We start from the raw sequence: 25,985 nt of genomic DNA, 5'->3' as shown, positions 1-25,985 counted from the left end.
GGTCGACGCCTACGCTGCTGCGCGTCACCCCTCATCGAGGTGACACCACCAACTGGAGAGCTGGATGCGGGAGAACCGCCCGTCCAGTTCGGAGGGAGGGGGGGACGAACACAATCGTCTCTCCCTACCCCTATCAGGGAGTCTGCTTGAGGGTTAAGGCGCGGCGAGCGGAATTCGGGGTTGGGGTGTAAACAGGTGAATGCCTGGGAACGCCGGGCTCCAGCCCGGCCTGCGTCGGGGTCACGCAGGAGCGTGGCGAGGACGCAGCGAGCGCTACTGGAAGGGAGAGACGGTGAGCCGTACCCGAATCAAGATCTGCGGCCTGACCAGCATCGACGACGCTCAACTCGCAGTCGATCTGGGCGCGGACGCGGTTGGGTTCGTGTTCTGGCCGGCAAGCAAACGGTACATCACGCCCGAGCGAGCCGGCGTGATTGTCGCCACCCTTCCGCGGTTTGTGACAGCCGTTGGCGTGTTTGTCAATCAGCCGCCCGACCAGATCCGGCGCGTGGTCGAGGAAGTGGGACTTGGGGCGGTGCAACTGCACGGCGACGAGCCGGCCGAGGAGTGGACGACGATGCCCTGCCAGACCATCAAGGCCGTCGGCGTGGACGCGGCGTTTGACGCCGCGTCGCTGACGGCATGGCCCAGCACGGTCATGCCGCTGCTGGACGTATTCGACCCGGAACGCCGCGGAGGAACGGGGCAGTCGATTGACTGGACGCGCGCTGCTGCGGCAGCGAACAAGCGGCGTGTCGTCCTGGCGGGTGGTCTTCGGCCTGACAACGTGGAGCGAGCCATCGACATCGTCGCACCGTACGCGGTCGATGTGTCGTCGGGCGTCGAGCGTCAACCTGGCGTGAAGGACGCCGACCGCCTCAGGGCCTTCTTCGCGGCCGTCGCGCGCGCGGCTGGTGGGAGAACACGATGAGCGTCTTCGAGTCCGCGGTCGAGCCGCGTTTCGGCCTTCGCGATCCGGATGCCCGCGGGTACTTCGGCGATTTCGGTGGCCGCTTCGTGCCAGAGACGTTGATGGCACCGATCACTGAATTGCGGGAGTCGTACCTGGCGGCCCGCGCCGACCAATCGTTCCGAGACGAATTGCGCCGGCTGCTGACGACGTACGCCGGACGGCCAACGCCGCTCTTCGACGCCCGCCGTCTTGCCGCGGAATGTGGGGGCGCGCGGATCCTGCTGAAGCGCGAAGATCTGACCCACACCGGCGCGCACAAGATCAACAACGCCATCGGGCAGGCGCTGCTCGCCGTCAGGATGGGGAAGCGCCGGGTCGTCGCCGAGACTGGCGCTGGACAGCACGGCGTTGCCGCCGCGACCGCGTGCGCGTTGCTCGGTCTGGACTGCGAAGTCTACATGGGCGCCGAAGACATGCGGCGGCAGGCACTCAACGTCGTGCGGATGCGGTTGCTGGGCGCGCGCGTCACCCGCGTCGAGGCGGGGAGCAAAACGCTCAAGGACGCGATCAACGAGGCGATGCGCGACTGGGTCACCAACGTCGATACCACACACTACCTGCTCGGATCGGTCCTTGGACCTCATCCATACCCGCTGATGGTTCGTGAATTCCAGTCCGTCATCGGTCGCGAGGCCAGACAACAGTGTGAGGCGCTGGTTGGTGGTCTTCCCGACGTCATCGTCGCCTGCGTGGGAGGCGGCAGCAATGCGCTCGGCATCTTCGACGCGTTCATCGACGATGCGTCGGTTCGACTGATTGGCGTCGAAGCCGGTGGACGCGCCATTGCGCCAGGCGAACATGCCGCGCGGCTGGCCGGCGGTGCACCGGGCATCTTCCAGGGTACCCACACGCTGGTGCTCCAGGACCCGCACGGCAATATCCAGGGCACCCATTCGATTTCCGCTGGTCTCGACTACGCGGCTATCGGTCCCGAGCACGCGTGGCTGCATGCGGTTGGACGTGCCGAATACACCCATGTGTCTGATGCCGAGGCGCTCGAGGCGTTCCGGACCCTGGCTCGCCTCGAGGGCATTCTCCCGGCGCTCGAATCGGCACACGCCGTCGCGCATGCGTCAGTTCTCGCCAGGCAGATTGGCCCGGGTCGGACGATCCTCGTCAATCTCTCCGGGCGTGGCGACAAGGATGTTCAGACGGTTGCCGCCGAACTCGGCGTGGTCGGAGACTGACGACGATGTCACGAATCGCGCGCACGTTTGATCGCCTTCGTCAACAGGGTCGCCCGGGACTGGTCACTTACATCACGGCCGGCGATCCGGATCTCGCCAGAAGCGGCGAGATTCTCGAGGCACTCGATCGGGCCGGAGCCGACGTCCTCGAAGTCGGTGTGCCGTTTTCTGACCCTATGGCCGATGGTCCGGTCATCCAGCGCGCGAGTGAACGTGCCTTGGCAGCCGGCGCCACCCTCGACGGCGTGCTGGACATGGTCGCGCAGATTCGCCCCGTCGTTCGAGCGCCGATCGTCCTGTTCTCGTACGCCAACCCACTCTATCGAATGGGATTCGACCGCTTCGCGACGCGTGCGGCCGCGGCGGAGGTTGACGGTGTCCTTGCTCTGGACTTGCCGCTGGAAGAAGCCGAGGGGCTTCGAGGTTGCCTGCGCGGCGTCGGCCTGGACATGATCTTCCTGCTCAGCCCGACGACGAGCCCGGAGCGCATGCGACGGGCAGGTGAACTCGGCAGCGGATTCGTGTATGCGATTTCGCGTCTGGGGGTGACGGGGGCTCGCGACGTCCTCGCACTCGGCATCCAGGATTTGGTGACACGCATTCGCGAAGCGACAACCATGCCGGTGGCGGTCGGCTTCGGCGTCTCGACAGCCGCACACGTTGCGGAGGTCTGCAAATGGGCAGACGCAGCGGTTGTCGGGAGCGCCCTCGTCAAGGTGATCGAACAGCACGGCGCGTCCCCCGACCTGGTTGCGCGCGTGGAACAGTACGTGCGGCAGCTCAAGGGTGATCCCGCCTGACGCGTGCCTGACGCGCGTTGCGGCGTGAGAGTGACGGATATAGGCTTGATGCACACGGAGGGTGGCCAACTGTGGTTGTTGTAATGGAAGAAGGCGCGGCTCCTGCACAGGTGGACCGGGTCGTCGCGCACCTGGAGCAGATGGGCTTTGCGGTGCATCGTTCCATTGGCGCGAACCGGACTCTGCTCGGTGTGGTGGGCGAGAGCCCACGCGGCGACCCGCAGCTGGTCCAGACGTTCGACGGCGTGCAGGAGGTCGTCCAGATCTCCGAGCCCTACAAGCTGGCGAGCCGCGCGTTCCGTCCGCAGGGGACGGTCATCATCCTCGATGATGTGCGCATCGGCGGCGACGAAGTCATCGTGATGGCCGGACCGTGTTCAGCCGAAACCGAGGAGCAGGTCCATGCGAGCGCAGCCGCCGTCAGACGGGCCGGCGCCAAGGTGCTGCGGGGTGGTGCCTTCAAGCCGAGAAGCTCGCCCTACAGCTTTCAGGGGCTTGGTGAGGACGGTCTGCGGATGTTACGCGACGCGGCGCGAGCCCAGAACATGAAGCTCGTGTCCGAAGTGATGGACACGAGCCAGATCGACATTGTCGACCGCTACGCGGACATTTTCCAGGTCGGTGCGCGCAATATGCAGAACTTCTCGCTGCTGCGCGAGCTGGGGAAGACGCGCAAGCCCGTGCTGCTCAAACGCGGGATCTCCGCGACCATTGAAGAATGGCTGCTGTCGGCTGAGTACCTGCTGGGCGGCGGCAACATGGATGTGATGCTCTGCGAGCGCGGGATTCGGACCTTTGAAACCTATACCCGCAACACGCTCGACATTTCGGCGATTCCCATCGTCAAGAAATTGAGTCATCTGCCGATCCTCGTCGATCCCAGTCACGGCACGGGACGCCGCGACAAGGTGGCTCCGATGGCGCGAGCGGCTGTGGCGGCCGGCGCCGATGGACTGATCATCGAGGTGCACGTCGATCCCGACCGCGCGTTGAGCGACGGCGCGCAGTCGCTGTTCCCATCGCAGTTCGACCGGCTGATGGCCGAATTGCGGATCATCGCGCCGGCCATCGGTCGATCGATCTGCGTTGAGCCAGTGGCGCGACGCGGTTGGTGACGGGAATGACGGATGGCGGACGACGCCTGTCGTTGCGTGAGGCGGGCCGGCTGCCTGAGGCGGAGCCCCTGTTCGAGCGGATCGCTATTGTCGGTCTTGGGTTGATCGGCGGATCGCTCGCGCTGGCGGCGAGGCAGGCCTGGCCGAAGGCGCTGGTCATTGGCGTCGACACCAACGATGTGCTGGAGCGTGCGGTCCACTTGCACGCGGTTGACGTCGGCGCGGACGACCTGGTCGTGGCTGCCGATGCCGACCTGGTGGTGCTCGCCGCCCCAGTGGCCGCAAACCTGAAGCTGCTCGCCGACCTCCCGGAATACCTGAACCGCGAGTGCATCGTCACCGATGTGGGGGCGTCCAAACGGACCATTGTCGAAGCGGCCCGGTCGCTTCCCGCGCGGCTGAGATTCATCGGTGGTGATCCGCTTGCCGGTGCGCCACGCCGGGGCATCGAGTCGGCACGGGCCGATCTGTTTGCCGATCGGCCCTGGGTGCTCACGCCGCCAGACGGGGCGTCACTGTCGGTGGCTCGCCTCTCGCAGTTTGTTCGTGGCGTTGGGGGCATACCCATCGAGATGACGCCCGAGAAACACGATCAGCTGGCGGCGTACCTCAATCACCTTCCGCAACTGGTGGCGAGTGCCCTGATGAGGACGGTCGGGGCGGGCATTGGCGCCGACGGGCTGGCGTTGACGGGCAAGGGCCTGGCCGACATGACGAGACTGGCCGCGTGCCCACCCGAGGCCTGGAAAGACGTGTTCGCCGATAACGCCGACAATGTCGGCGCCGCCATCGATGCGTTGCTCGCCGCCCTTACCGCGCTGCGCGGGCGACTCGGCGATGGAGTGGCCATCGAGGAACTCTTCGATGCCGCAGCCATCTGGCGTGATCAAATGCCGTCGCGCTCCTGACATCACCCTTGACCGTCGCACCGTTTGGTCGCACTGTTTCGACCGCCGTGAATAGTCCGCGCTATAATCCCGCCTATGCGTAAAGTCATCAGCGGCGCCGACGAGGCGGTCGCACTCATTCCCGATGGCGCCACGGTCATGGTCGGGGGATTCGGCCTGTGCGGGATTCCCGAGAATCTGATCGGCGCGCTCCGTAAGCGTGGCACGCGCAACCTGACGATCATCAGCAACAACGCCGGGGTCGACGGGTTCGGATTGGGCGTCCTGCTCGAATCGCGGCAGATCGCCCGCATTGTCGCCACCTACGTCGGCGAGAACCAGGAATTCGAGCGCCAGTATCTGAGCCGCGAACTCGACGTTGAGCTGGTGCCTCAGGGGACATTCGCCGAGCGGATTCGCGCGGGCGGGGCGGGAATCGGGGGGTTCTTCACGCCGGCTGGTTACGGCACGATCGTGGCGGATGGCAAGGAGACTCGCATCATCGACGGCGTGCCCTACGTGCTCGAGATGCCGCTCAAGGCCGATTTCGCGCTGATCAAGGCCTACAAAGGGGATCATGCCGGCAACCTGGTGTACCGGAAGACGGCGCGCAGCTTCAGTCCGATGATGGCCACGGCCGCCAGGGTGACGATTGCCGAAGTGGAGCACCTGGTCGAGCCCGGTGGCATCGACGCCGATGGCGTCCACACGCCGGGCATTTTCGTCCGGCACCTGTTCCAGGGATCGGGCTATCAGAAACGCATCGAACGCAGGACGACCCGCAAGGCGTAGACCGGCGAGCAACGCGGAGGAGCACTGACGTGGACAAGCGGGAACGAATCGTGCGACGTGTCGCGAGGGAACTTCGTGATGGTGACTACGTCAACCTGGGGATTGGCATGCCGACGCTGGTCGCCAACTTTGTGCCTTCGGATGTGCAGATCACGCTGCACTCCGAAAACGGCATGCTGGGCGTGGGGCCTTATCCAACCGACGCTGAGGTCGATGCCGATCTGATTAACGCGGGCAAGGAGACGGTCACCGAGCTTGCCGGCGCCAGCTACTTCAGCAGTGCCGATTCGTTTGCCATGGTTCGCGGTGGGCACATCGATCTGACCGTGCTGGGAGCGTTGCAGGTTGATCAGGCAGGCAACCTCGCCAATTGGATGGTGCCTGGCAAGATGGTGAAGGGCATGGGCGGCGCGATGGACCTGGTGGCCGGCGCGCGCCGCGTCATCGTCGCCATGGAACACACGACGCGCGAAGGCGAACCCAAGATTCTCAAGGCCTGTTCGCTGCCGCTGACAGGCATGGGTGTCGTCGACCTGATCGTGACTGAGTTGGCCGTGATCGAGGTCACCCCGGAAGGCCTTCGTCTGAATGAAGTGGCCGAGGGCGTGACGGTTGACCAGGTGCGCGCGGCGACGGAGGCCCATCTCCTGGTGAGCGGCGAGCCCGGGACGTTCTGAGGGCTTAGTGCCCCGATTCCGAAGTACGGCAACAGTAGTCCGGAGCGCGGCGCCCGGATCGCAAGGCGCGACGACCGAGAATATCGGGAATATTCGAGGAAGGAGCAACGCGGCGAGGCGGGATGCCCCGCCCGGAATACGTCGGCGGACTTCGGAATCGGGGCACTTAGACTCGCAATTGCGGTCGCGTATTCCTGCAGGGCGATCCCGTGAAGATGCTCGCTCAGCACTCAGTCCTGAGGGAATGAATTCGCTGCCGAATTCATGAATCGAAGGACTGAGCGGCGTGTGAAGAATGGGGCAGCGATGCCTACCGACGCGGATCTGGTCGCGGGGGCGCTTCGCGGGCGGCAGGACGCCTACCGCGAGTTGGTGGACCGTTACAGCCACTCCGTCTTCAACTTGATCGCGCGGATGGTCCGAGACGCAGGCGTGGCCGAAGAACTGGCCCAGGATGCCTTCGTCAAGGCGTGCGGTGCACTCAAGAGTTTCGATCCCGCCTACAAGTTCTCGAGTTGGATTTTCCGGATTGCGCACAACACCGCCATTGATCATCTGCGCAGGCTGAAGCTGCCGACCGTGTCGTTCGACGTCGATACGCCGGGCCGTGATCTGCGCGACCTGCTGGTTGACGAGCGGGAACCGACGCCGTTTGACCATGCGGAAGGCGCCGATCTGGCTCGGGATCTCGATCGGGCACTGGCGCAGCTTCGTCCGGAATACCGTCGGCTCATCGTGCTCCGCTACCAGGAAGACCAGGCGTACGAGGAGATTGCCGAGACGCTGGATCTGCCGCTGGGCACGGTCAAGAGTCACCTCCACCGGGCCAGGCAGGAGCTGGCCAGGCTGATGACAAAGGCTGGCTGGGCACCCGAATCGGCCCGGGAATCGGGTCCGGTGCAACCTTCCAGGGGGTCCGCCTCGTAGGAATTACTGGGGACGGTTTCGTAACCTGCGTACGGCGGCTTGTTCGGGCCGCGAGAACGGGTTATGAAACCGGTTGTAGGGACCGATGCCAACTGACCATCGGGACATCGTCGGCGACTGGCTGGCGGCGGAACGGGCCGGGAGGTCCGAGGAGGCCGACCGGGCGTTCGCGTCTGTCGCTCTGGCGCTGCCGAAACGGCAGCCGTCGCGACGGTTTGCCGCCAACGTGATGGCGCAGGTGGCGTTGCGCACGCCGCCGCTGGCGGATTGGTGGACGTTGTGGGGCGTGCGGACTGCCGTGGCGGCCTCCATGGTGACGCTCGGCGTGGTGCTTGGGACCTGGTCGCCGCGATCCATGCTCTTCGCGGCGGTCGCCAGCGCCCAGACCTTCGTCTGGGGACTCGATCAGGTTGTGACGGGAAGCGTGGTCTGGATTGAGACCGCCCTCACGATGTGGGGAAGTGCGGCTCACGCGGCGGTTGTGATAGGCCGGCTGCTCATCACACCAGGCCCCGCGATGTTGGTGTGCGCGAATCTGGCCGTTGCTGCATGCGCGTGTGCCGCGTTGCAGCATCTGCTGGCATCGCAGGAGAATTGACCGATGCGTACGAATGCTCGTCGTGCTCTGTTCGGCCGCCCACTCCGCGCGGCGCTGCTTGTGCTGGCAGTGATGGCCGTCGGCATGGCCGGAGGTCTCGCGGCGCAGTCGGGCGGCGACACCCCGCCTGGCGTGCGCCCCGACCTGCAGCAATTGAAGCATCGTGTCGAGCAACGGTTCCAGGTCCTCCTGCTGCGCCAGGGCTTTGTCCTTGTCCCGAAGTCGCCGCTGAAAAACGTCGGCAGCATCGAACTCTCCGATGGATCGGTCCTGCTGGATGGAAGTCCCGTGACAGGCTCGGAACTGAAGCAGCGCGTCGGTGTCGATTCTGAGCTCATCGTCCAGTTGTCGTTTCTTGATGCCACGGTGAGGCGTCAGCTGTTTGAGAGTCCAAAGCCGACCAGTCCCGCTGAGCCCGCGCCTCAGGCGAAGGGCGCGCCGAAGACGTCGGAGCCTCCAGAGGTTGCAGCCCCATCGGACTCCCGCTCGTCTGATGACGAGTCGGCCAACCGTGATCGCCACAGGTATGGCGGCGCTCGCGTGCGAGTCGGAGGCGACATTCGAGTCAGGGAGAACGAGGAGGTTGGCAACGACGTCGTCGCCATCCTCGGGTCCATCTACATCGATGGCAAGGTGAATGGGGAAGTGGTCGCCGTCGGCGGCGGCGTGTACCTCGGTCCGAAGGCTGATGTGCGCGGCGACGTGACCAGTGTCGGCGGCGGCATCGAACGGTCTGCCGACGCCAGGGTGTCCGGCCAGATCAACGAGGTGAAGATCACGATTCCATCGGTTCGCCCCTATGTGCACTTCAGTCCGTGGCGGGATTGGACGTGGTGGACGACGCCGTTTGGGGCGTCGGTGGAGTTGGTCGGAACGCTGGTGCGAATCGGTGTCATTGGATTGCTGGCCGCGCTGATTGTTGCCGTGTTCCCCGTACCCGTGCAGCGGGTGTCCGAGAGGGTGGCGGCCGAGCCGTGGCGGGCCGCGCTTACGGGACTCGTTGCCCAAGTGCTGTTCGTGCCGCTGCTGGTGTTGACCGTGCTAGTGCTGGCTGTGTCGATTATCGGCATCCCGCTCCTGCTGCTGGTGCCGTTCGTGCTGGTGACGGCGCTGGCGGCGCTGTTGCTTGGGTTTACCGGCGTCGGGTGCGCCATTGGTCAGAAGATCAGCCGCAGGGGGAGCGGGGAGATTCGGAATCTGATCGTGCCGCTTGTCGTCGGGCTGGCGATCATCTGGGCGCTAACCCTGGTCGCGAGATTCGTGGGACTGGCGGGCATGCCGCTACGTGTGGTCGTGGGCGGTGTGCTGCTCGTCGGTTTTGTCGTCGAGTACGTGGCCTGGACCATGGGGCTCGGGGGCGTGCTCCTCAGCCGTTTCGGTCGGCGCGGATCGCCGAGGCCAACCTAAGACTCACGGCGTCGTGCATAATCAGGGAATGCACTTCGACGATTTGTCGCTTCCCATTGAGGTTGTGTCGACGTCGGCGTCCTCGCTTGATGTGGACACGCTGGTGGTCCCAGTGTTTGAAGGGGACGCCGCTGCGCCGATGGTCGGGCTCGGTCCGGTGGCCTCCCGGCGCGTGTCTGAGGCGATCGTCTCCAGGGAATTCACCGCCAAGCCGGGCACGCTGTTTCTCACGCCCGTCGATGATGACGCATGGCGGCCCCGGCGCATCATGCTCGTGGGCCTTGGATCCCGCTCGTCTTACACCACCGATCGTTCGCGTCGCGCCGCCACGGCCGCCGCCCTCGCTGCCCGCGATCGGAAGCAGCGGACCCTGGCGATCCTGCTCTCGGGTGGAAGCGGCGCGGTCGATGAAGTTCAGGCGGTTGCCGAAGGGCTGACGCTGGCCGCGTATCACACCGGCAGCTACAAGACCGACCCCGAATCGAAGCCTCTATCGCTCCAGGGCGTCATCGTCATGCCTGAGGGCACGCCACACGACTCCGCCGAGGACGTACGGGCGGTTGCCCGCCGCGGATCAGTGCTCGGCGCGTGCAGCAATCTGGCGCGGGCGTTGGTGAACGAACCCGGCAACGCGGTCACACCTGCGACATTTGCCGATGCTGCGGTCGCCGTGGCTCAGGAGTGCGGGCTCGGCATCGAGGTGCTCGAAGAGGCCCAATTGGCGGCGCTCAGCATGGGCCTGATGCTCGGCGTCGCGCGGGGGAGCGCCGAACGGCCGCGGATGGTCGTGATGCGCTATGAGCCCGAGCATCCACGGCCGGGCGTCCTGCTCGGCCTGGTGGGCAAGGGCGTGACGTTTGATGCAGGCGGTATCTCGCTGAAGTCGGCCGAGGGCATGCACAAGATGAAGGGCGACATGTCCGGAGGCGCGGCGGTCGTGGCGGCGATGAAGGCCATTGCCACGCTGAAGCCGAATGTTCGTGTGACAGGCATCGTTCCGCTCGTGGAGAACATGCCGGGCGGCAGGGCGCTCAAGCCTGGCGACGTGTTGCGCAGCGCCGAGGGCAAGACCGTCGAGGTGCTCGATACCGATGCGGAAGGCCGACTAATCCTCGGGGACGCGTTGTGGTACGCGCGACAACTCGGCGCCACGCACCTGATTGACGTGGCCACGCTCACCGGTGCGATTGGCGTGGCGCTCGGCCGGTCGACCACCGGGTTGTTCGGGTCACCCGACTGGTGGACGGGGCTGGTCCAGCGCACGGCCGCCCGCGCCGGCGACCGCACCTGGCTGATGCCGATCTTCGAGGACTATCGCGAGCAACTGCGCAGCGACATCGCCGACATCACCAACGTGGGTGGCCGCCCGGCCGGAGCGATTACCGCCGCGGTGTTCCTCAAGGAGTTTACGGGCGGCCTGCCGTGGGCACACCTCGATATTGGCAGCACGGCGTGGGCAGAGGAGGCGCAGCCGCATCAGCCCAAAGGGCCGACGGGCGTCACGGTGCGGACGCTGGCCGAACTGGCATTCACGGCAGAGGAATGGGCCGCGGATCTCAGCGGGGACGCGAGCTGAGATCAAGTCGCGTCAGATCCGAGCTGCCATCGGCGTCGGATTTGTTCGCGCGCCATTTCTTGTAGCCAATGATGAGCGCGCCGAGTGCCGCGCCCAGCACGACCGATCCCAGGGCAATCACGCCCGTCAGCCCGAGCGAACCCACCAGCACATCGAGGACGCCAACTCCCTGCGTGAGTGGCGGAACAATCTGCACAATGGTCGGCGTGATGGGCTGCAGTTGGATCATGAGGTCGGGATCTATTCTACTGGTCGATTAGCGCAGCTTGGCAGCGGACTTCTCGGACGGGAGGCCAGCGACGCCGTCGCCCTTCTTCAACGACCGCAGGTACCGGGTCACCCCATCTGACAGCGATTCGGCAATACGCTGACGATAGGCTTTGGTTGCGAGCAACTGGCCCTCGTGGCGGTTGGTCAGAAAGGCCACTTCGACCAGCACGCTCGGCATCGAGGCTCCAATGAGCACGACAAACGGCACCTGCTTGACGCCGAGATTCCTCAGCCCCTTGTCGGTGCCACGCAGTCGCTTGACTAGGGCCGCCTGCAACTGCGCCGCCAGATCCCGCGATTCGTCGAGCTTGTTGGTGAGCGCAATCTGCTTCACCATCGTATCCAGGCGGCTCATCGTGGTGGTCGACCCGGCGTTCTCGCGGGCGGCCACGGCGGCGGCGCCAGGCGTCGACGCAAAATTCAGCAGGAAGGTCTCGATCCCCTGGATTGATCGATCGCGATTCGCGTTGACATGGATGGATACGAACAGGTCCGCACCGTCGCGATTGGCGATCGCCGTGCGTTCCTGCAGCCCGACATAGACATCCGACCGGCGCGTCAGCACCACGTCGACTCCGGTGGCCTGCGCGAGCAGGGCCTCCAGCTTGAGGGCGATATCGAGCGTGATCGCCGCTTCCGAGATGTCCGCGCCGAGCGCACCCGGATCCGATCCGCCATGCCCGGGATCAATCACAACACGGCCGACGCGCAGACCGAGCTGGCGCGCGATGGAATATCCGCCGCGGCTGTTGGTGGCGGGCGTGGCAGGTGGCGACCCCGCCGCCGCAGCCGATCGGGCCGGGGCCGTGGTCGCCCCTTCTGGCGCCACGAGGTGGTCGAGCTTCTCCTCGACGCGAGGGATGAACGGACTAGCGGGGTATTCGGACTGTAGCAGCTTCAGCAGCGCGACGGTCGACTTCCGATCGCGTTCCTGTCCAAATCGCGCGAACGCGTCTGCCCCCAACTGCGCGCCGTACCAGAGTGCATCGTCGCAGTAGCCGCTGGTCGGGTGGCGCAGCACGACGGTCTTGTAGGCCCGCATGGCAACACGCACCAGGCTGAGCGTCGCGTCGGGCCGATCGGACGACTGGGCCAGGGCGACCCGGGCTTCGCGATCGCTCGCCTGCGCAGCCTGGTAGAGGTCCCGCGCGGACGGCGTCTGCGCCGAAACCGTTGTGCCAGCAGATTCCATCGCCAGCAGGCACACCACCACCAGTACCACGTGTCGTGCTCGCGCGATCGAGAATAAACGGGTCGTCACGGTGCTAACGGGGATGCTGATCCACGTCATCGAAGTACCCCTTGTCGACGAGGACTTCGCGAGGTTTGCCGCCGGCGGCCGCCGAGACGATCCCCTCGGCTTCCATCATGTCGACCAGCCGCCCGGCCCGACTGAACCCGATGCGCAGACGCCGCTGCAGGTAGGAAATCGACGCCTGTCCGCTGCCTACGACGATGCGCGCCGCCTCGTCGTAGAGATCGTCTTTCTCGAATTCGATGGACTCCTGCGGTTTATCCTCGGCCGTGATCGTCTCGTCGTACACCGGTTGCCCTTGCCGTCTGAGAAACGCCGCCAGCCTCGCCGACTCCTGTTCCGAGATGTACGGGCCGTGGAGACGGATGAGACGAGACGAAGCCGGCGGGAGAAACAGCATGTCGCCCTTGCCCAGGAGCTGTTCCGCTCCGTTGGCGTCGAGAATCGTCCGGGAATCGACTTTTGACGACACCCGGAACGAGATGCGCGCCGGCAGGTTGGCCTTGATGACGCCGGTAATCACATCGACCGAGGGGCGCTGCGTGGCCAGCAGCAGGTGGATACCCACCGCGCGTGCCATCTGCGCCAGCCGGCAGATCGACAGTTCGACCTCGTTGCCGGCCACCATCATCAGGTCCGCCAGTTCGTCGATGACGATGACGATGTAGGGCAGCGGCTTCGGGATGGCGGCGCCTTCGCGCGGTGTGAGCTTGCCTTCGGCCTGGTAACGCACGTTGCGATTGAACTGATCAATGTTGCGCACCCCTTCGGCCGCCAGTGTCTTGTAGCGTTCTTCCATCTCTCGTACGGCCCAGTGCAACGCGTTGGCCGCCTGTTTGGGATCCACGACGACCGGGGTCAGCAGGTGCGGGATTTGTTCGTACATGCCGAGCTCGAGCCGCTTCGGATCGATCAGGATCAGCCGCACGTCATCAGGCGTGGCCCGGAACAGGATGCTCGTGAGCATCGAGTTGATCGCGACCGACTTGCCGGTGCCTGTGGCTCCCGCGATCAGCAGGTGGGGCATCGTGGCGAGGTCCCACATGAACGGCTCGCCGCGAATTGTCTTGCCCAGCGCCATCGTCAGCTTTGATCCAGACCGCCGGTAAGCATCGGCTTCCAGTAATTCGCGCAGCGAAATCGGCTCGCGATTCTGGTTCGGAATCTGGATGCCGACGGTCGATTTGCCGGGGATGCGTTCGATGAGCACCGACTCGGCACGCATGGCGAGCGACAGGTCGTCGGCCAGGCCTGTCACCTTGCTGTATTTCACGCCCGCCTCGGTCTTGAACTCGAAGGTCGTGACCACCGGACCCGGGTGAATCTGCACCACGGACCCGGCCACCGCAAACTCGGCGCACTTCTCCTGCAGCAGGTGGGCCGACTCCATCAGTTCGCGTTCGTCGATCTTCCGTTCGGTTCGCGGCGCGTCCAGCAGTGTCACGGGCGGCAGGGAGGCTCCGCCCCGTTTCTTCTCGGCAGGCGTGCGACCGGTCTCGGCGACCTGGGCAGCAGGCAATGCCGTCGGCGGGACCACCTGGATGGCGGGGGCCTTCCGATTGCCAGGCCACGCGCCGCCGCTCTGCGCCGGTGCGGGCGGTTGGGGCTCGGGCAGCCTCGCGGACCGCGGCTGGGTCGCCGTGGCGGCCGGCGCGGATTTGCTGCCGTTTGACGGGGACGCGACAGGCGGCGTAGCGGCCCTCGCAGCTTCCGGAAGCGGCGCCTTGTCAGCTCGCTGCTTCGCGTGCTTAGCCACGATGTCGCGTCGCTGGCGGTCTCGCTTACGCTCCACGCGCCACGTCTGGTAGGCGTCCACCCGGCGCTCCGCCCAGCCTCGCGCCGCGGCCGAGATGGCCGAAAACATGCGGCCGAACGAGAAGTGGGTCGACAGGATGATCCCGAAGAAGAACAGCGTCAGCAGGATAATCGACGAGCCCGTGCGGTTGAACGAGGCGGCCAGGGCCCATCCGAGTTGATCGCCCAGCCATCCCCCCGGCTCGAACGACTGTCCGGTCGTGCGAGCCGACGACAGCGCGAGGCTGAGAAACGCACTCGACGAGCAGAAGAGGAGAGCGACGCCAACGAGCTTGGTCAGGATCGAATCGATCTTGCGGCACCAGAACCGATGCCAACCGATGGCGGCCGCGAGCATGGGGAACAGGTAGGCCGCGTACCCGACCACCTGGTACGACAGTTCGGCGACGAACGCACCCGCGGTGCCGATGAGGTTGGCCGCCGGCCCGATCGGGTTCGGGTTGAAGAACCACGCCCGATCGGTCGCGACGTAGGTCGCCAGCGCGACCAGCCACATCAGCGTGAGCCCGAACAGCAGCACGCCGACGATTTCGCTCACCCGGCGCGAGAGGGTTGAGGAAGCAGCCACCGACTCAAATCTCCATGATCACGGGCAGCACCAGCGGCCGCTGCCCGAAGCGCTTTCGGATAAAGCGCCGCAGTTCGACGCCCAGTTTGTCTTTCATCATGCCGTAGTCGGTCCGCTCCTCGACGCTGGCCGATTCCAGCAGCTCGGCGATGAGCCTGGCGGCGTCACGCAGCGGGCTGTCGTCGCCCTGCTCCATGGCGAGCCCCCTGGTGATGATCTCCGGCACACCTTCAATCATCCCGGTCTGCTTGTTGATCGCAATCACCGGCACGATCAGGCCGTCCTCGGCGAGATGCCGGCGGTCCCGCAGCACCTCTTCGCCCAGGCCGCTGATCGCCGAGCCATCGATGAGCACCCGCCCGGTTGGGACCTTGCCGGTGATCGAGCCGCCGGCGCGGTCAAAGCTCAGCAGGTCGCCGTTTTCCGCAACGAGCACCTTGACCCGGTCGGGCAGGTCCCGTGTCAACCGCTCGCCCACGCGCGCATGTCGGGATCGTTGCCTGAACGAGCCGTGAATGGGCACGAAACACCGCGGCCGCACCAGCGAGAGCATCAGCTTGAGTTCTTCTTCGCTGGCGTGTCCGGAGACGTGGACGTGCTTGTCGCCCTGGTTGATAATCTCGGCCCCGCGCCGGGCGATATGGTTGACGACGCGGTCGATCGATCGTTCGTTGCCAGGAATTTCCCGTGCCGAGAACACCACGACGTCTTCGGGAGACAAACTGACGTGCCGGTGATCGTTGATGGCGATACGGGAGAGCGCCGACAGCGGCTCGCCCTGGCTGCCGGTCACCAGGCACAGCACGGATTCCGGCGCGTGCGACTTCACCTCCACATCGCGGATCGCCAGGCCGGCGGGCACTTTGAGATAGCCAAGTCGCTGGGCAATCTGCGAGGTTTCCACCATGCCGCGGCCAACGAAGGCGACCTTGCGGTTGAACTGCGCCGCGAGATTCACCAGGAGCTGGATACGGAAGATGCTTGTCGCAAACGACGTCACGACAATCTTGCCCTTGGTGCTCGAGAAGATCTCCTCGAACGCCTCGATGACGGAGAGTTCCGAGCCCGTGAAGCCGGGGCGTTCGATGTTCGTGCTGTCCGAGAACAGCGCCAGGACCCCCTCGCTGCCCAACTGCGCCAGCCGGTGGAAATCGAAGTGCTCACCGTCGATCGGTGTCTGATCGATCTTGAAGTCGCCCGTGCAGATGATGATGCCGACCGGTGTATGGATCGCGATCGCGACGCAATCCGGCATGCTGTGCGTGACCCGCAGGAACTCGACCGTGAAGTCGCCGACGACGACCTTATCGCGCGGCCGCACGCCAATCAAGCGGTCCCCCGTGTCAAGGTTGTGCTCAGCGAGTTTCGACTCGGCCAGCGCCAGCGTGAGCGGCGTACCGTACACCGGGCCCTTGACCGTACGCATGACATGCGAGAGCGCGCCGATGTGATCTTCGTGGCCGTGCGTCAAGACGACCGCGGACGTGTGGGCGGCGTGCTGCTGGAGGTAGGTCAGATCCGGGATGATGAGATCGACGCCCAGCAGTTCGGGCTCCGGGAACATGGAACCGGCATCCACGATGAGCAGGGTGTCGGCGTAGGAGACGGCCATCATATTGAGGCCGAACTCTCCGAGGCCGCCGAGAGGCACGACTTCGAGCAGGGGCTGGGCGCAAACAGGTACAGCCGACTGGTCGGACATCAGCGTCCTCTCCAGACCCGGCGGCAAAGCAGTCGCCGCGGATCCAGTTCTCTTCTCGTCAACGAATCAGCCCGGAACCCGGACGTCCATTACTCGTGACCGATCGATACCAGGATGCGCCGGTCCGTCCTTTGGGGGACAAGACCAACACACCGCCTCAACGGGCGCGGGACGCCCGGTGACGGTATCGGCTCGATCGGGACCTGTCAGGGCCGCTGGGATAGCCTTGAAGGCAGGCAAGATCCAGCCAAACGCGATAGGCGGACTATACCACAGAAGGTCGGGATAACGACCGCAGCGTGTCCGCAAGCTTCGCCAGGTCCACAAGATGCAGCGTCTCGGGCCGTCGGGACGGGTCAATGCCTGCCGAGAGGAGCACCATTCTCGGCTCTGCGCCGAGCGAGGTGGCCAGCGCGCGGAGGGAGTTGGCCAGAGTCTTTCTTCTCTGGGCGAAGATCGATCGAACCAGGGTCTCGAACAGCCGCCTCGAGTCGGCCGAAATCGGCACAATCGGGGGCCTGAACCGTACCCGCACGACCGCTGACCACACCTTCGGAGCAGGCCGGAAGGCGCCCGGCGGCAGCGTCAGGACGGTCTCGACGTCGGCATCGAGTTGGACCATGACCGACAACACGCCAGTCTCCCGTGAACCCGGTGCGGCCGCGATGCGATCGGCGACTTCGCGCTGGAGCATCAGCGACGCGTCAATCAGTCGGCCTGTCTCGCGATGGAGTTCGAGCAGGCGGAACAGGATCGGGGACGACACGTTGTAGGGCAGATTGCCAATGATGCGAACCGATTCATCCGGTCTCACACCGGAGAAGATCGCGTCTCGCGTCAGCGTGAGGAAGTCGCCCGACAGCACCCTGACGTTTCGAGCGACGCGCGGTTCCAGCCACGTCACCAGATCGCGATCGAGCTCGATGGCCGTGACGCTTGCCACCCGTTCGGCGAGCGGCCGCGTGATAGCGCCCCGGCCTGGACCAATCTCGACGAAATGGTCGCCGGCTCTGGGGCCGGCCGCAGCCAGCACCTTGTCGATCCAGACTGGTTCCAGAAAGTGCTGTCCGAAGCGCCGCCGGGCCGTCGTCATCGGTTGTCCTCCGGCCCGCTGCCCACGTCATAGCTGCGCCAGTATCGCTCTTCGATCTCCTCGAGTTCTTCTTCGGTCATGCCGAAGTAATGACCGACCTCGTGAATCAACGTCTCGCCAATGGTGGCGACGACCTCGTCGTCTGATTCGCAGACGTCCTCGATCGGGCCCTGGTACAGCACGATCCGATCCGGGAGCACATTGCCGTGATCCCACCGCCGTTCCGTCAACGGCGTGCCCTGGTAGAGGCCGAACAACGTGTCCGGCGGCTCGATCTCCATGTCGTCGAGCAATTCGTCGTCGGGCTCGTCTTCGACGATGATGGCGAGGTTCTGGATCTGCTGTCGGAAACGCCGGGGAATCGTCTGCACCGCGTTGGCCACGAGTTGCTCGAAGCGCGCCCGGGTCATCGCTTGGGAGTGCGCCGGCCAGTGGCTGCGGGACGTCGCCCGCGCGATCTGGCTGGAGCTGGGGAGTGTTTGCTTACCACGGGCGCTCGGGCTGCGCGTCCAGTCGAGCGACGGAAATCGCACAGCGCATTGACCGCACAGCGCTCGCATTGCGGCGTGGGCTTGCAGATCCGGCGCCCGTGGAGCGTCATGGTGTCGGCTGCACGCGTCCACCACCCAGGTGGTAGCGCGCCGGTCAACTGCTGTTCGACGCGTTCGGGATCATCGGACGACGCGATGCCGATGCGATTGCTCACGCGCAGCACGTGCCGATCGACGGCCAGTCCGGGAATGCCCATCGCGTGGCCCAGGACGACGTTGGCCGTTTTCCGCCCGACGCCCGGCAGTTTGACGAGCGCGTCCATGGTGCGCGGCACGTCACCACCATGCCGCTCGATCAGCGCCTGCGACATTCCGATGATGGCGCGGGTCTTCTGACGGAAAAAGCCCGTCGATTTGACCAGCCGCTCCACATCTTCCTGCGCCGCCGAGGCCAGCGTGGCCGCGTCGGGGTACCGGGCGAATAGATCCGGCGTGACCCGGTTCACGCCGACATCGGTGGCCTGGGCCGAGAGGATGGTGGCAACCAGCAACTCGAAGGCGTTTCCGTGGCGCAGCTCCGTGTCGGCACCGGGGTGCTGGCGCGACAGCGCCTCGAGAACGCCCTGAACCACTTCAGCGGTTTTCACGTGCCGGTTGGCTCCCGACCCCGACTCCCGAATCCCGACTCCCGAATCCCGAACCCCGAATCCCGATCAGCGAAGCTCCTAATGCACCGGTCCCTTCGACCAGCCCACGTTGGCGTACGACTCGTTGAACGACCGGAACTGATCTTGAAGCGCCGCGATCAGGCTGGGCATCACCTGGACCGGAACCACGACCTTGACGCGCACGGGCGCGCGGACGACATGGTCGGCCTCGGCGTGCTTCACATCCTGTTCCGAGAGCGGCAGCACTTCACAGAACGTGAGCGTGAAGTCGAACGGCGTGTGGGAGACGGCGCAGAAGTTGGCATACGTGCGTTCCTGATCGGCCGAGTCGGCTGGAACGATGGTGAAGTTGACCTGACGCGATTCGTCAGCCATGAAGGCACTCCCGATGAGATGAAAATGTCAGTATTTTCGCATGACACCGACGACCACGCCCTGAATCTGCAGTTGGTCTGGTGTCACCAGCAGCGGCTGCATGGCCGGGTTGGCCGGCTGGAGCCTGATGCGCCCGTCTTCGCGGTAGAACTTCTTCAACGTGACGTCCGACCCGCCGAGCAGCGCAATCACCATCTCTCCGTTCTCGGCGGTTTTTCGATCCTCGACGACCACGAAGTCGCCGTCGCGAATCTGCTCGTCGATCATCGAATCGCCGCGGACCTTCAGCACGTACGTGTCGCGTTTGCCGACCAGATCTTCGGGCACCGCGATCGACTCGGATGTGGCGACGGCCTCGATAGGCACGCCGGCCGCGACAAACCCGAGCAGCGGCAACTCAACTGCCCGGCCACCGCCACGTGTCGGCACCAGTTCAACCGACCGGCTGCGGTTCCACGCACGGCGAATGAAGCCCTTCTCCTGCAGGTTGGTCAGGTGCTTGTGCACGGTGGCCAGTGAAGACAATCCGAAGCGCCGGCCGATTTCTTCGAGGCTCGGGGCATAGCCGTGCTGCTGGATGAATTCTCCGAGGTAGTCGAGGATTTCCCTCTGGCGTCGTGTAAGTGGAAAGGCCACGTGAGCGCCCTCCTGAGTGCTTCGACTCGCAACCGCAGCAGCCTAATCGTACGAGTCGATCCGATGAAACATGCTCGCTCAGCACTCAGTCCTGAGCGAGTAGGTCCCTTGCCGGACCTACGAGTCGAAGGACTGAGGCGAAGTACGCGAACCACTCTATGCAAAGGAAAGGCGAAAGTCAAACGCCATGCTACGATGGGCCTCGCCAATGTCACTTTCTCTTCGCTTTCTCGGTCTATTCAGGCATGGGGCGATGGTCCTGCCGGCGCCTCGACGTTCAGCGCCAGTACAGGTTCCGAGCGACGCGATTGGTACGAGAGGACCGAGCGCGAGATGGCGGATGCAACAGCGACGTGCGGGGCTGAAGCGATCCCGATCAACTGGATCGGCAGCGTGGTGAGCGACTCGACGGCGGGCACCGACGCCAATCCGCCGTTGGGGGAGTGTGACGACGCGGCGCTCGTGCGGGCGTGCCTGGACGGGCGGACCGAGGCGTTCGACGTGATCGTCGAGCGGCATCGCCGCACGGTCTACCGGCTGTGTTATCGGTTCGTCGGGCGGCACGAAGACGCGACGGACTTGTCGCAGGACGTGTTCCTGCGCGCCTATCGAGGCCTTCGCCGATTCCGCGGGGACTCGTCGCTGGCCACCTGGCTCTACCGCATCGGCGTGAATGTGTGCCTCAACAAGGTGTCGATTCGGACGCCTGTGCTGACCTCGCTCGATGAGACGGCTCCTCTGCCGGCGCGGGGAGAGGACGCCGCTGGTGCGGTGCTGCGGGAGGAACGAGCCCGGCGGGTGCGGGCGGCCGTGGCGCGGCTGCCGCGCAAACAGCGCGCGACGCTCATCCTGCGCGTCTATCAGGAACTGTCGCACAAGCAAATCGCTGGTGTGCTGCAGACGTCGGAGGGCGCGGTGAAGGCCAACTTCTTCCACGCGCTTGGCAACCTCAAGCGGGCGTTGGCGAAGCAGGATCTCGGGTGACGCATATGAGCCATCTGGCACCAGAAGACGTCGTCGATGTGTTGGACGGCTGCGCCCGAAGGCACCTGGTCCGCCACGCCGAATCGTGTGAGGCGTGTCGCGCCCTGGTGGAGGATGCCCGGCACGCGACCTTACTTGCGTCGACCGATGAGATCCCGGAGCCGTCGCCACTGTTCTGGACGCCATTCTCCACTCGTGTGGGCGAATCCGTGCGGCGCGCGCCCGCGCCCGAGCGTTCGTGGGCCGGTTTGTCCTGGGTCTGGCGTGCAGTGCCCGTGGGTTCAGCCATCGTGCTGGTCGCCCTGGTCGGTCTGACCCAGTGGCAGAACAGCCACCAGCCCCAGCCTCCGGCGGCTGGCGCGGCGGCTGTCCCGGTTGTCATTCAGGTTGAACCTCAACTGGCCTTTCCCGACAACGACGAGCCGTGGGCGCTGATCTCGCAGGTGATGGCCGATGTGGCAGCCGATGAGATGTCGGCCGCTGACATGCCGGCGACGATCGGTTCGGCCGATCGGGCGCTCGAATCGCTCACGGAGGCGGAGAAGGCCGAATTGGCGCGGCTGCTGAAGGCGGAGATGGACGAGCCCGGCGTGTCACCATAACGATCCCGATCCCGATCCCGATCCCGATCCTCGACAGGTGGAGTATTCAACGCATGACCCCGCAATCTTCATCGTGCCATGAACGTTTTGGGCGTTTGATGGCGGTCTTCGTCCTGATCGTCGTGGTCGCCGCGGGTACCGCGGCCGCGCAAACGCAGAGGCAACCGCCCAGAGGGGCCGGGCCCGCTGCCCGCGCCGACCAATCCGGGCCGGCAGAGGTCCAGCGGCTGTTCGACGCGTACATCGTCATCCGCGCGCAAGAAGCCCTGAAGCTGGACGACGACCAGTTCACGCAGTTCCTGCCGAAACTAAGAGCGCTGCAGCAGACGCGCCAGCGCAACGAGCAGGCGCACAACCAACTCGTGGCGGAATTGGGTCGTCTCACAGGACCGAACGCGCAGTTCGACGAGGCGCAGGTTCGGGAGAAGCTCAAGGCCCTTCAGGATCTGGCCGGACGCGCCGCTGCCGAACTGCGGAAGGCATACGACTCGATCGATCAGGCGCTGGACGTGAAGCAGCAGGCGCGATTCCGAGTCTTCGAGGTTCAGATGGAGCGTCGAAAGCTGGAGCTGGTGATGCAGGCGAGACGGGCGAATGCGGCCCGGCAGAAGGAACCTGAGGCGCCCATCAAGAAACTGGCGCCCGCTCCGCCCTCGACGACCTCGAAGCAGATTCGCGTGCCGTGACCGTGCTAGACTCGACTCTGGTACTGCCATCGAGGTTCACGCATGACATCTCTGCTTCGGACACGTGCGGCCTCGCTGTTCGTCATCGGACTGCTGCTACTGGCGCCTGCCGGTGTCGCCGGTGACCAACAGCCGCGGGTGCCGCTGTCGGCCGCCGAGGCCGACCGATTCGACAAGAAGCTGCTCGACATCACACACTACGGCGCGCAGGCCTCGTCGGAGCCGTTCCGCCCGGGCAGGGCGCGACGGACGGTGGTGACCGAGGCCGAGACCAACGCCTATCTCCGTCTGAAAATTTCGTCGGCGCTCCCTGCGGGTATGGTCGATCCGTACATCGCCGCGCTTGGCGGCGGCCGCGTGTCGGCGAAGGCCATCCTCGATCTTGATGCCGTCCGCCGCGGAGCTGCGAAGGGGACCCTCGAACCGACGCAGCTGCTGACAGGCCGGCTGCCCGTCAGCGTAACGGGTGTGCTCAGGACCCGGTCCGGGGTCGCGACGTTCGAACTGGAATCGGCGTCGATCGCCGGCATCCCCATTCCAAAGATGCTGCTCCAGCAGGTGGTGAACCACTACACGCGCTCGGCCGAGCATCCTGACGGTGTCAGCCTGGACGCCCAGTTCGTTCTGCCGGCCGGCATCCGCGAGATCGACATTCAGACCCGCCAGGCCGTCATCGTGCAGTGACGCTCGACGACCCGCTGCAATCGCTGAACGGCATCGGTCCGCGCCGGGCCGCGGATCTCGAACGCGTCGGACTCCGCACCGTCGGCGATCTGCTCAGCCGTTTTCCACTCAGATACGAAGATCGCTCGACGTTTCGCGATATGGCCACCGTGAGCGAGGGTGAGGTCGCCACGATTTGCGGCACGGTCGTCTCGTGCGGGCTGCGTCTGACTCGCCGCCCAGGATTCAAGATCTTTCATGCCGTCGTCCGGGACGGGAGTGGAACTCTTCGCGTCTCGTGGCTGAATCAGCCGTACATGACCGACGTCATCCACCGGGGCGCCGTCATCGTGCTCTTCGGAGAGATCACGCGGCGCGACCCGGGCGGGCTGCAACTGACCAATCCACAGTACGAACTGGTCGACGAGGAGGATGCCGACACGATTCACACGGGCCGCATCGTGCCGGTATACGAGAAGGCTGGATCGGTGACGGGACGTATCCAGCGCCGCATCGTGCACGACGCGCTGCGGCAACTGCCCGCCGAACTGCCTGACCTCATGCCGCCGTGGCTCTTCAATTCAGTCGCGTTGGCCGACTGGCGGACGGCGCTGATCGAGTCGCATTTTCCGGCTCCGGGAACGGATCTGGTTGCCCTCAACGCGTTCCGGAGCCCGGCGCAGTTGCGGCTCATCTTCGACGAGTTTCTTCACTTCCAACTCGGGTTGCTGTTGCGGAGGCAGGCCGCCGACGCCGAGCGCAAACCTGCCGCGGTCGTGGTGAATGACAGGATTCGCGATGCCGTCAGGGCCCGGCTGCCGTTCGCGCTCACCGACGGACAGCGATCCGCGCTGAAAGAGATCGTCACCGACATGACGCGTCCGCAGGCCATGCACCGGATGCTCCAGGGCGATGTGGGGACAGGCAAGACGATTGTCGCGCTGCTTGCCGCTGTGGTGGCCATCGAGAACGGGTTACAGGTGGCGATGATGGCACCCACCGAGATTCTCGCCGAGCAGCACTACCTGACGGTGAGGCGCCTGCTCGAGACCTCGCCATACCGCGTCGCGCTGCTGACCGGGTCGACGCCGACCGCGGACCGACGGCGCGTCCAGGGCGAGATCGAATCCGGCATGGCGCAACTGGTGGTCGGGACGCATGCGCTGGTGCAGCAGAAGGTGACGTTCTCGCGGCTCGGCCTTGTGGTGATTGACGAACAGCATCGGTTTGGCGTCATGCAGCGGGCCATCCTCCGCGAGAAGGGATGGCGACCCGACGTGCTCGTGATGACGGCCACGCCGATTCCGAGAACCCTGGCGCTCACGACGTACGGCGATCTCGACGTGTCCGTCATTCGGGAGTTGCCGCCCGGCAGGACGCCGATCAAGACGACGGCGACACCCCAGTCGAGGCGCGACGAGATCTACGCGTGTGTCCGGAGCGAACTCGAGCAGGGGCGTCAGGCTTACATTGTCTACCCGCTCATCGAAGAGTCGTCCAAGGTGGATTTGAGAGCCGCGACCGAGGCGGCCGACACCCTGGCCGCTGAGGTGTTCCCGGCGTACCGGGTGGCGCTGCTTCACGGGCGACTCAAGCCCGAAGAGAAGGACCACATCATGCGGGAGTTCGCCGCGGGCCGCGTACACGTGCTCGTGTCGACGACGGTCATCGAAGTCGGCATTGATGTGCCGAACGCGTCTGTGATGGTCGTCGAACACGCCGAGCGGTTCGGGCTGGCGCAACTGCACCAGTTGAGAGGGCGCGTGGGCAGGGGAGGGCACCAGTCCTTCTGCGTGTTGTTGTATCAGGCGCCGCTTGGCGTGCAGGGGCGCGAGCGCCTCAAGACGCTGGTCGAGACCGCCGACGGATTTGTGATTGCCGAACGGGACCTGGCGCTTCGGGGCCCAGGCGATTTCTTCGGAACCCGGCAATCGGGCGCGCCGACATTGCGTTCGGGGGACCTGCTGCGCGACCATGAGGTGATGGAGCGTGCGCGGACGCTCGCGGGCGTTGCGCTCTCGCGGCGCGGCGAAGGCGAGGCCTTGCTCGACGAGGTTCGACGGACGTGGAGCGCGCGATTCGGGCTGGCCTCGGTCGGGTAGCCAGTGTGGAACGGAGGCGGAGTGTGCGATGCGCGTGATCGCGGGGCGGTACAAGCGACGTCAGCTGAAGGCGCCCGAGTGGGAAGGCCTGCGTCCGACCTCCGACCGGCTCAAGCAGACACTGTTCGATGTATTGGCGGCGCGCGTGCCCGGCGCGCGCGTGCTGGATGGCTTTGCGGGATCGGGCGCGCTCGGCATCGAGGCGCTCAGTCGCGGTGCGGTCGAGGTGGTGTTTGTCGATCACGACGCGAGAGCCATCGCGCTGGTTGCGGCCAACCTCGCGCAATGTGGGGTCACGAGCGGCTATGTTATGATTCGCGACGATTTTCCGGGCGGGCTGCGGCAGTTGACCGCCGGCCAGCGTTTCGATCTCATCCTGCTGGATCCCCCGTACGAGACTGACGTCGCCGACGTACTGGTGACGGCCGCCGGGTGGCTCGCGGTGGATGGGACACTGGTTCTGGAACACGCGAAACGACGGCCGGCGCCCGAACGGGTGGGCAGGCTGACGTGCGCACGCCGGCTGGTTGCCGGAGACAGTGGCCTGGCGTTCTACAGGAAGACGCCGGCCGATTCGGGTGACACAACGGAGGGTTCATGAGTACGTCCGGCGACCGCGTGGCGGTATTTCCCGGATCGTTCGATCCGCTCACCAACGGGCATGTTGATATCATCCTGCGCGGGGCCAGGCTGTTCGACAGCATCGTGGTGGCCATTCTTTGCAATGCCGAGAAAGCCCCGCTGTTTACTCCCGAGGAACGCGTCGACACCGTGCGTGAGGTGTTCCGCGAGTATCCCAACGTTGATGTGGAATCGTTTGAGGGACTGCTGGTGGACTACGCGCACCGGCGAAAGGCCTCTGTCATCGTGCGGGGGCTGCGCGCGGTGTCGGACTTCGAGTTTGAATTGCAAATGGCGTTGATGAATCGCCGGCTAGGCCCCGAGATCGAAACGGTGTTCATGATGCCGGCCGAGCAGTACACCTACGTCAGTTCCCGCCTGATCAAAGAGGTGTTCGCCCTCGGCGGCCCCATCGCGGGCCTCGTGCCCGAGGTGGTGGAGCTCCGCCTGCGCGAAAAACGGGAGCAAAAAAGGTTATAGTCGAATCAATATGCCCCCCGGGCCGGTGCGCCCGC

At 65.3% G+C, this 25,985-nt stretch carries 27 protein-coding genes; 18 read left to right on the top strand and 9 right to left on the bottom strand.

Annotated elements, in window-relative coordinates:
• Window positions 1-292: 292 nt before the first annotated feature.
• The 11 genes from NT151_10720 (at window position 293) to NT151_10670 (ending at window position 10,939) form a co-directional block, all read left to right on the top strand.
• Window positions 293-931 (top strand): phosphoribosylanthranilate isomerase, encoded by a 639-nt coding sequence (locus NT151_10720; protein MCX6539386.1) that lies wholly within the window; start codon window positions 293-295, stop codon window positions 929-931.
• Window positions 928-2,160: a tryptophan synthase subunit beta gene (trpB, locus tag NT151_10715; GenBank protein MCX6539385.1), complete on the top strand. Its 1,233-nt coding sequence runs from the start codon at window positions 928-930 to the stop codon at window positions 2,158-2,160. The genes NT151_10720 and trpB overlap by 4 nt, the downstream gene beginning before the upstream one ends.
• A 5-nt stretch (window positions 2,161-2,165) precedes the next feature.
• Window positions 2,166-2,960: a tryptophan synthase subunit alpha gene (gene trpA / locus NT151_10710; protein ID MCX6539384.1), complete on the top strand. Its 795-nt coding sequence runs from the start codon at window positions 2,166-2,168 to the stop codon at window positions 2,958-2,960.
• A gap of 71 nt (window positions 2,961-3,031) precedes the next feature.
• Window positions 3,032-4,075, top strand: coding sequence for a 3-deoxy-7-phosphoheptulonate synthase (aroF, locus tag NT151_10705; protein MCX6539383.1), 1,044 nt, complete (start codon window positions 3,032-3,034; stop codon window positions 4,073-4,075).
• Window positions 4,076-4,080: 5 nt separating this feature from the next.
• On the top strand, window positions 4,081-4,983 hold the full coding sequence (locus NT151_10700) for a prephenate dehydrogenase/arogenate dehydrogenase family protein (GenBank protein MCX6539382.1): 903 nt from the start codon (window positions 4,081-4,083) through the stop codon (window positions 4,981-4,983).
• Window positions 4,984-5,058: 75 nt separating this feature from the next.
• The gene (locus NT151_10695; protein ID MCX6539381.1) at window positions 5,059-5,754 is read left to right on the top strand and encodes a CoA transferase subunit A; all 696 of its coding nucleotides are present in this window, start codon (window positions 5,059-5,061) and stop codon (window positions 5,752-5,754) included.
• A gap of 29 nt (window positions 5,755-5,783) precedes the next feature.
• On the top strand, window positions 5,784-6,431 hold the full coding sequence (locus tag NT151_10690; GenBank protein ID MCX6539380.1) for a CoA transferase subunit B: 648 nt from the start codon (window positions 5,784-5,786) through the stop codon (window positions 6,429-6,431).
• Window positions 6,432-6,737: 306 nt separating this feature from the next.
• Window positions 6,738-7,358, top strand: a complete 621-nt coding sequence (locus NT151_10685) for a sigma-70 family RNA polymerase sigma factor (protein MCX6539379.1) — start codon at window positions 6,738-6,740, stop codon at window positions 7,356-7,358.
• Window positions 7,359-7,443: 85 nt separating this feature from the next.
• Window positions 7,444-7,956 (top strand): hypothetical protein, encoded by a 513-nt coding sequence (locus NT151_10680; GenBank protein MCX6539378.1) that lies wholly within the window; start codon window positions 7,444-7,446, stop codon window positions 7,954-7,956.
• Between the two features lie 3 nt (window positions 7,957-7,959).
• Window positions 7,960-9,363, top strand: coding sequence for a hypothetical protein (locus NT151_10675; protein ID MCX6539377.1), 1,404 nt, complete (start codon window positions 7,960-7,962; stop codon window positions 9,361-9,363).
• A 28-nt stretch (window positions 9,364-9,391) separates the two neighbouring features.
• Window positions 9,392-10,939, top strand: coding sequence for a leucyl aminopeptidase (locus tag NT151_10670; GenBank protein ID MCX6539376.1), 1,548 nt, complete (start codon window positions 9,392-9,394; stop codon window positions 10,937-10,939).
• Here the strand turns inward: NT151_10670 and NT151_10665 are convergent.
• The 9 genes from NT151_10665 to lexA all read right to left on the bottom strand — a co-directional run bounded on the left by NT151_10665 (window position 10,920) and on the right by lexA (window position 19,812).
• Window positions 10,920-11,168 carry a hypothetical protein gene (locus tag NT151_10665; GenBank protein ID MCX6539375.1) on the bottom strand — a complete coding sequence of 83 codons (249 nt, stop codon included), beginning with the start codon at window positions 11,166-11,168 and terminating at the stop codon, window positions 10,920-10,922. The two genes, NT151_10670 and NT151_10665, sit on opposite strands and share 20 nt — an antisense overlap.
• Before the next feature lie 27 nt (window positions 11,169-11,195).
• A complete protein-coding gene (locus tag NT151_10660) occupies window positions 11,196-12,470 on the bottom strand; it encodes an N-acetylmuramoyl-L-alanine amidase (GenBank protein ID MCX6539374.1) in 1,275 nt (424 codons plus the stop codon).
• 4 nt (window positions 12,471-12,474) lie between these two features.
• The gene (locus NT151_10655; GenBank protein ID MCX6539373.1) at window positions 12,475-14,847 is read right to left on the bottom strand and encodes a DNA translocase FtsK; all 2,373 of its coding nucleotides are present in this window, start codon (window positions 14,845-14,847) and stop codon (window positions 12,475-12,477) included.
• 4 nt (window positions 14,848-14,851) lie between these two features.
• Window positions 14,852-16,549, bottom strand: coding sequence for a ribonuclease J (locus tag NT151_10650; GenBank protein MCX6539372.1), 1,698 nt, complete (start codon window positions 16,547-16,549; stop codon window positions 14,852-14,854).
• Window positions 16,550-16,814: 265 nt separating this feature from the next.
• Window positions 16,815-17,642, bottom strand: a complete 828-nt coding sequence (gene rsmA / locus NT151_10645) for a 16S rRNA (adenine(1518)-N(6)/adenine(1519)-N(6))-dimethyltransferase RsmA (GenBank protein ID MCX6539371.1) — start codon at window positions 17,640-17,642, stop codon at window positions 16,815-16,817.
• On the bottom strand, window positions 17,639-18,052 hold the full coding sequence (locus NT151_10640) for a metallopeptidase family protein (protein MCX6539370.1): 414 nt from the start codon (window positions 18,050-18,052) through the stop codon (window positions 17,639-17,641). Before NT151_10640 ends, rsmA begins: the two co-directional genes overlap by 4 nt.
• Window positions 18,049-18,780: an endonuclease III gene (gene nth, locus NT151_10635; GenBank protein ID MCX6539369.1), complete on the bottom strand. Its 732-nt coding sequence runs from the start codon at window positions 18,778-18,780 to the stop codon at window positions 18,049-18,051. The genes NT151_10640 and nth overlap by 4 nt, the downstream gene beginning before the upstream one ends.
• Window positions 18,781-18,858: 78 nt before the next feature.
• Window positions 18,859-19,176, bottom strand: a complete 318-nt coding sequence (locus tag NT151_10630) for a DUF3467 domain-containing protein (protein ID MCX6539368.1) — start codon at window positions 19,174-19,176, stop codon at window positions 18,859-18,861.
• Window positions 19,177-19,203: 27 nt separating this feature from the next.
• On the bottom strand, window positions 19,204-19,812 hold the full coding sequence (lexA, locus tag NT151_10625) for a transcriptional repressor LexA (protein ID MCX6539367.1): 609 nt from the start codon (window positions 19,810-19,812) through the stop codon (window positions 19,204-19,206).
• 333 nt (window positions 19,813-20,145) lie between these two features.
• Between lexA and NT151_10620 the strand changes: the two genes are divergently transcribed.
• The 7 genes from NT151_10620 (at window position 20,146) to coaD (ending at window position 25,950) form a co-directional block, all read left to right on the top strand.
• On the top strand, window positions 20,146-20,796 hold the full coding sequence (locus NT151_10620) for an RNA polymerase sigma factor (protein MCX6539366.1): 651 nt from the start codon (window positions 20,146-20,148) through the stop codon (window positions 20,794-20,796).
• Window positions 20,797-20,801: 5 nt separating this feature from the next.
• Window positions 20,802-21,398, top strand: a complete 597-nt coding sequence (locus tag NT151_10615; protein MCX6539365.1) for a hypothetical protein — start codon at window positions 20,802-20,804, stop codon at window positions 21,396-21,398.
• Window positions 21,399-21,496: 98 nt separating this feature from the next.
• Window positions 21,497-22,084 (top strand): hypothetical protein, encoded by a 588-nt coding sequence (locus NT151_10610; protein MCX6539364.1) that lies wholly within the window; start codon window positions 21,497-21,499, stop codon window positions 22,082-22,084.
• Between the two features lie 42 nt (window positions 22,085-22,126).
• Window positions 22,127-22,768 carry a hypothetical protein gene (locus tag NT151_10605; protein MCX6539363.1) on the top strand — a complete coding sequence of 214 codons (642 nt, stop codon included), beginning with the start codon at window positions 22,127-22,129 and terminating at the stop codon, window positions 22,766-22,768.
• Complete coding sequence (recG, locus tag NT151_10600) at window positions 22,765-24,849, top strand: ATP-dependent DNA helicase RecG (protein ID MCX6539362.1); 2,085 nt, start codon at window positions 22,765-22,767, stop codon at window positions 24,847-24,849. The genes NT151_10605 and recG overlap by 4 nt, the downstream gene beginning before the upstream one ends.
• A gap of 28 nt (window positions 24,850-24,877) precedes the next feature.
• Window positions 24,878-25,450, top strand: coding sequence for a 16S rRNA (guanine(966)-N(2))-methyltransferase RsmD (rsmD, locus tag NT151_10595; GenBank protein MCX6539361.1), 573 nt, complete (start codon window positions 24,878-24,880; stop codon window positions 25,448-25,450).
• Window positions 25,447-25,950, top strand: coding sequence for a pantetheine-phosphate adenylyltransferase (gene coaD, locus NT151_10590; GenBank protein MCX6539360.1), 504 nt, complete (start codon window positions 25,447-25,449; stop codon window positions 25,948-25,950). Before rsmD ends, coaD begins: the two co-directional genes overlap by 4 nt.
• Window positions 25,951-25,985: the final 35 nt, after the last annotated feature.

Source organism: Acidobacteriota bacterium (assembly GCA_026393675.1).
Classification (GTDB): Bacteria; Acidobacteriota; Vicinamibacteria; order Vicinamibacterales; family JAKQTR01; genus JBAXOX01.
The sequence above is the reverse complement of the archived record's forward strand: the minus strand, read 5'-3'. Positions and strand labels throughout refer to the sequence as shown.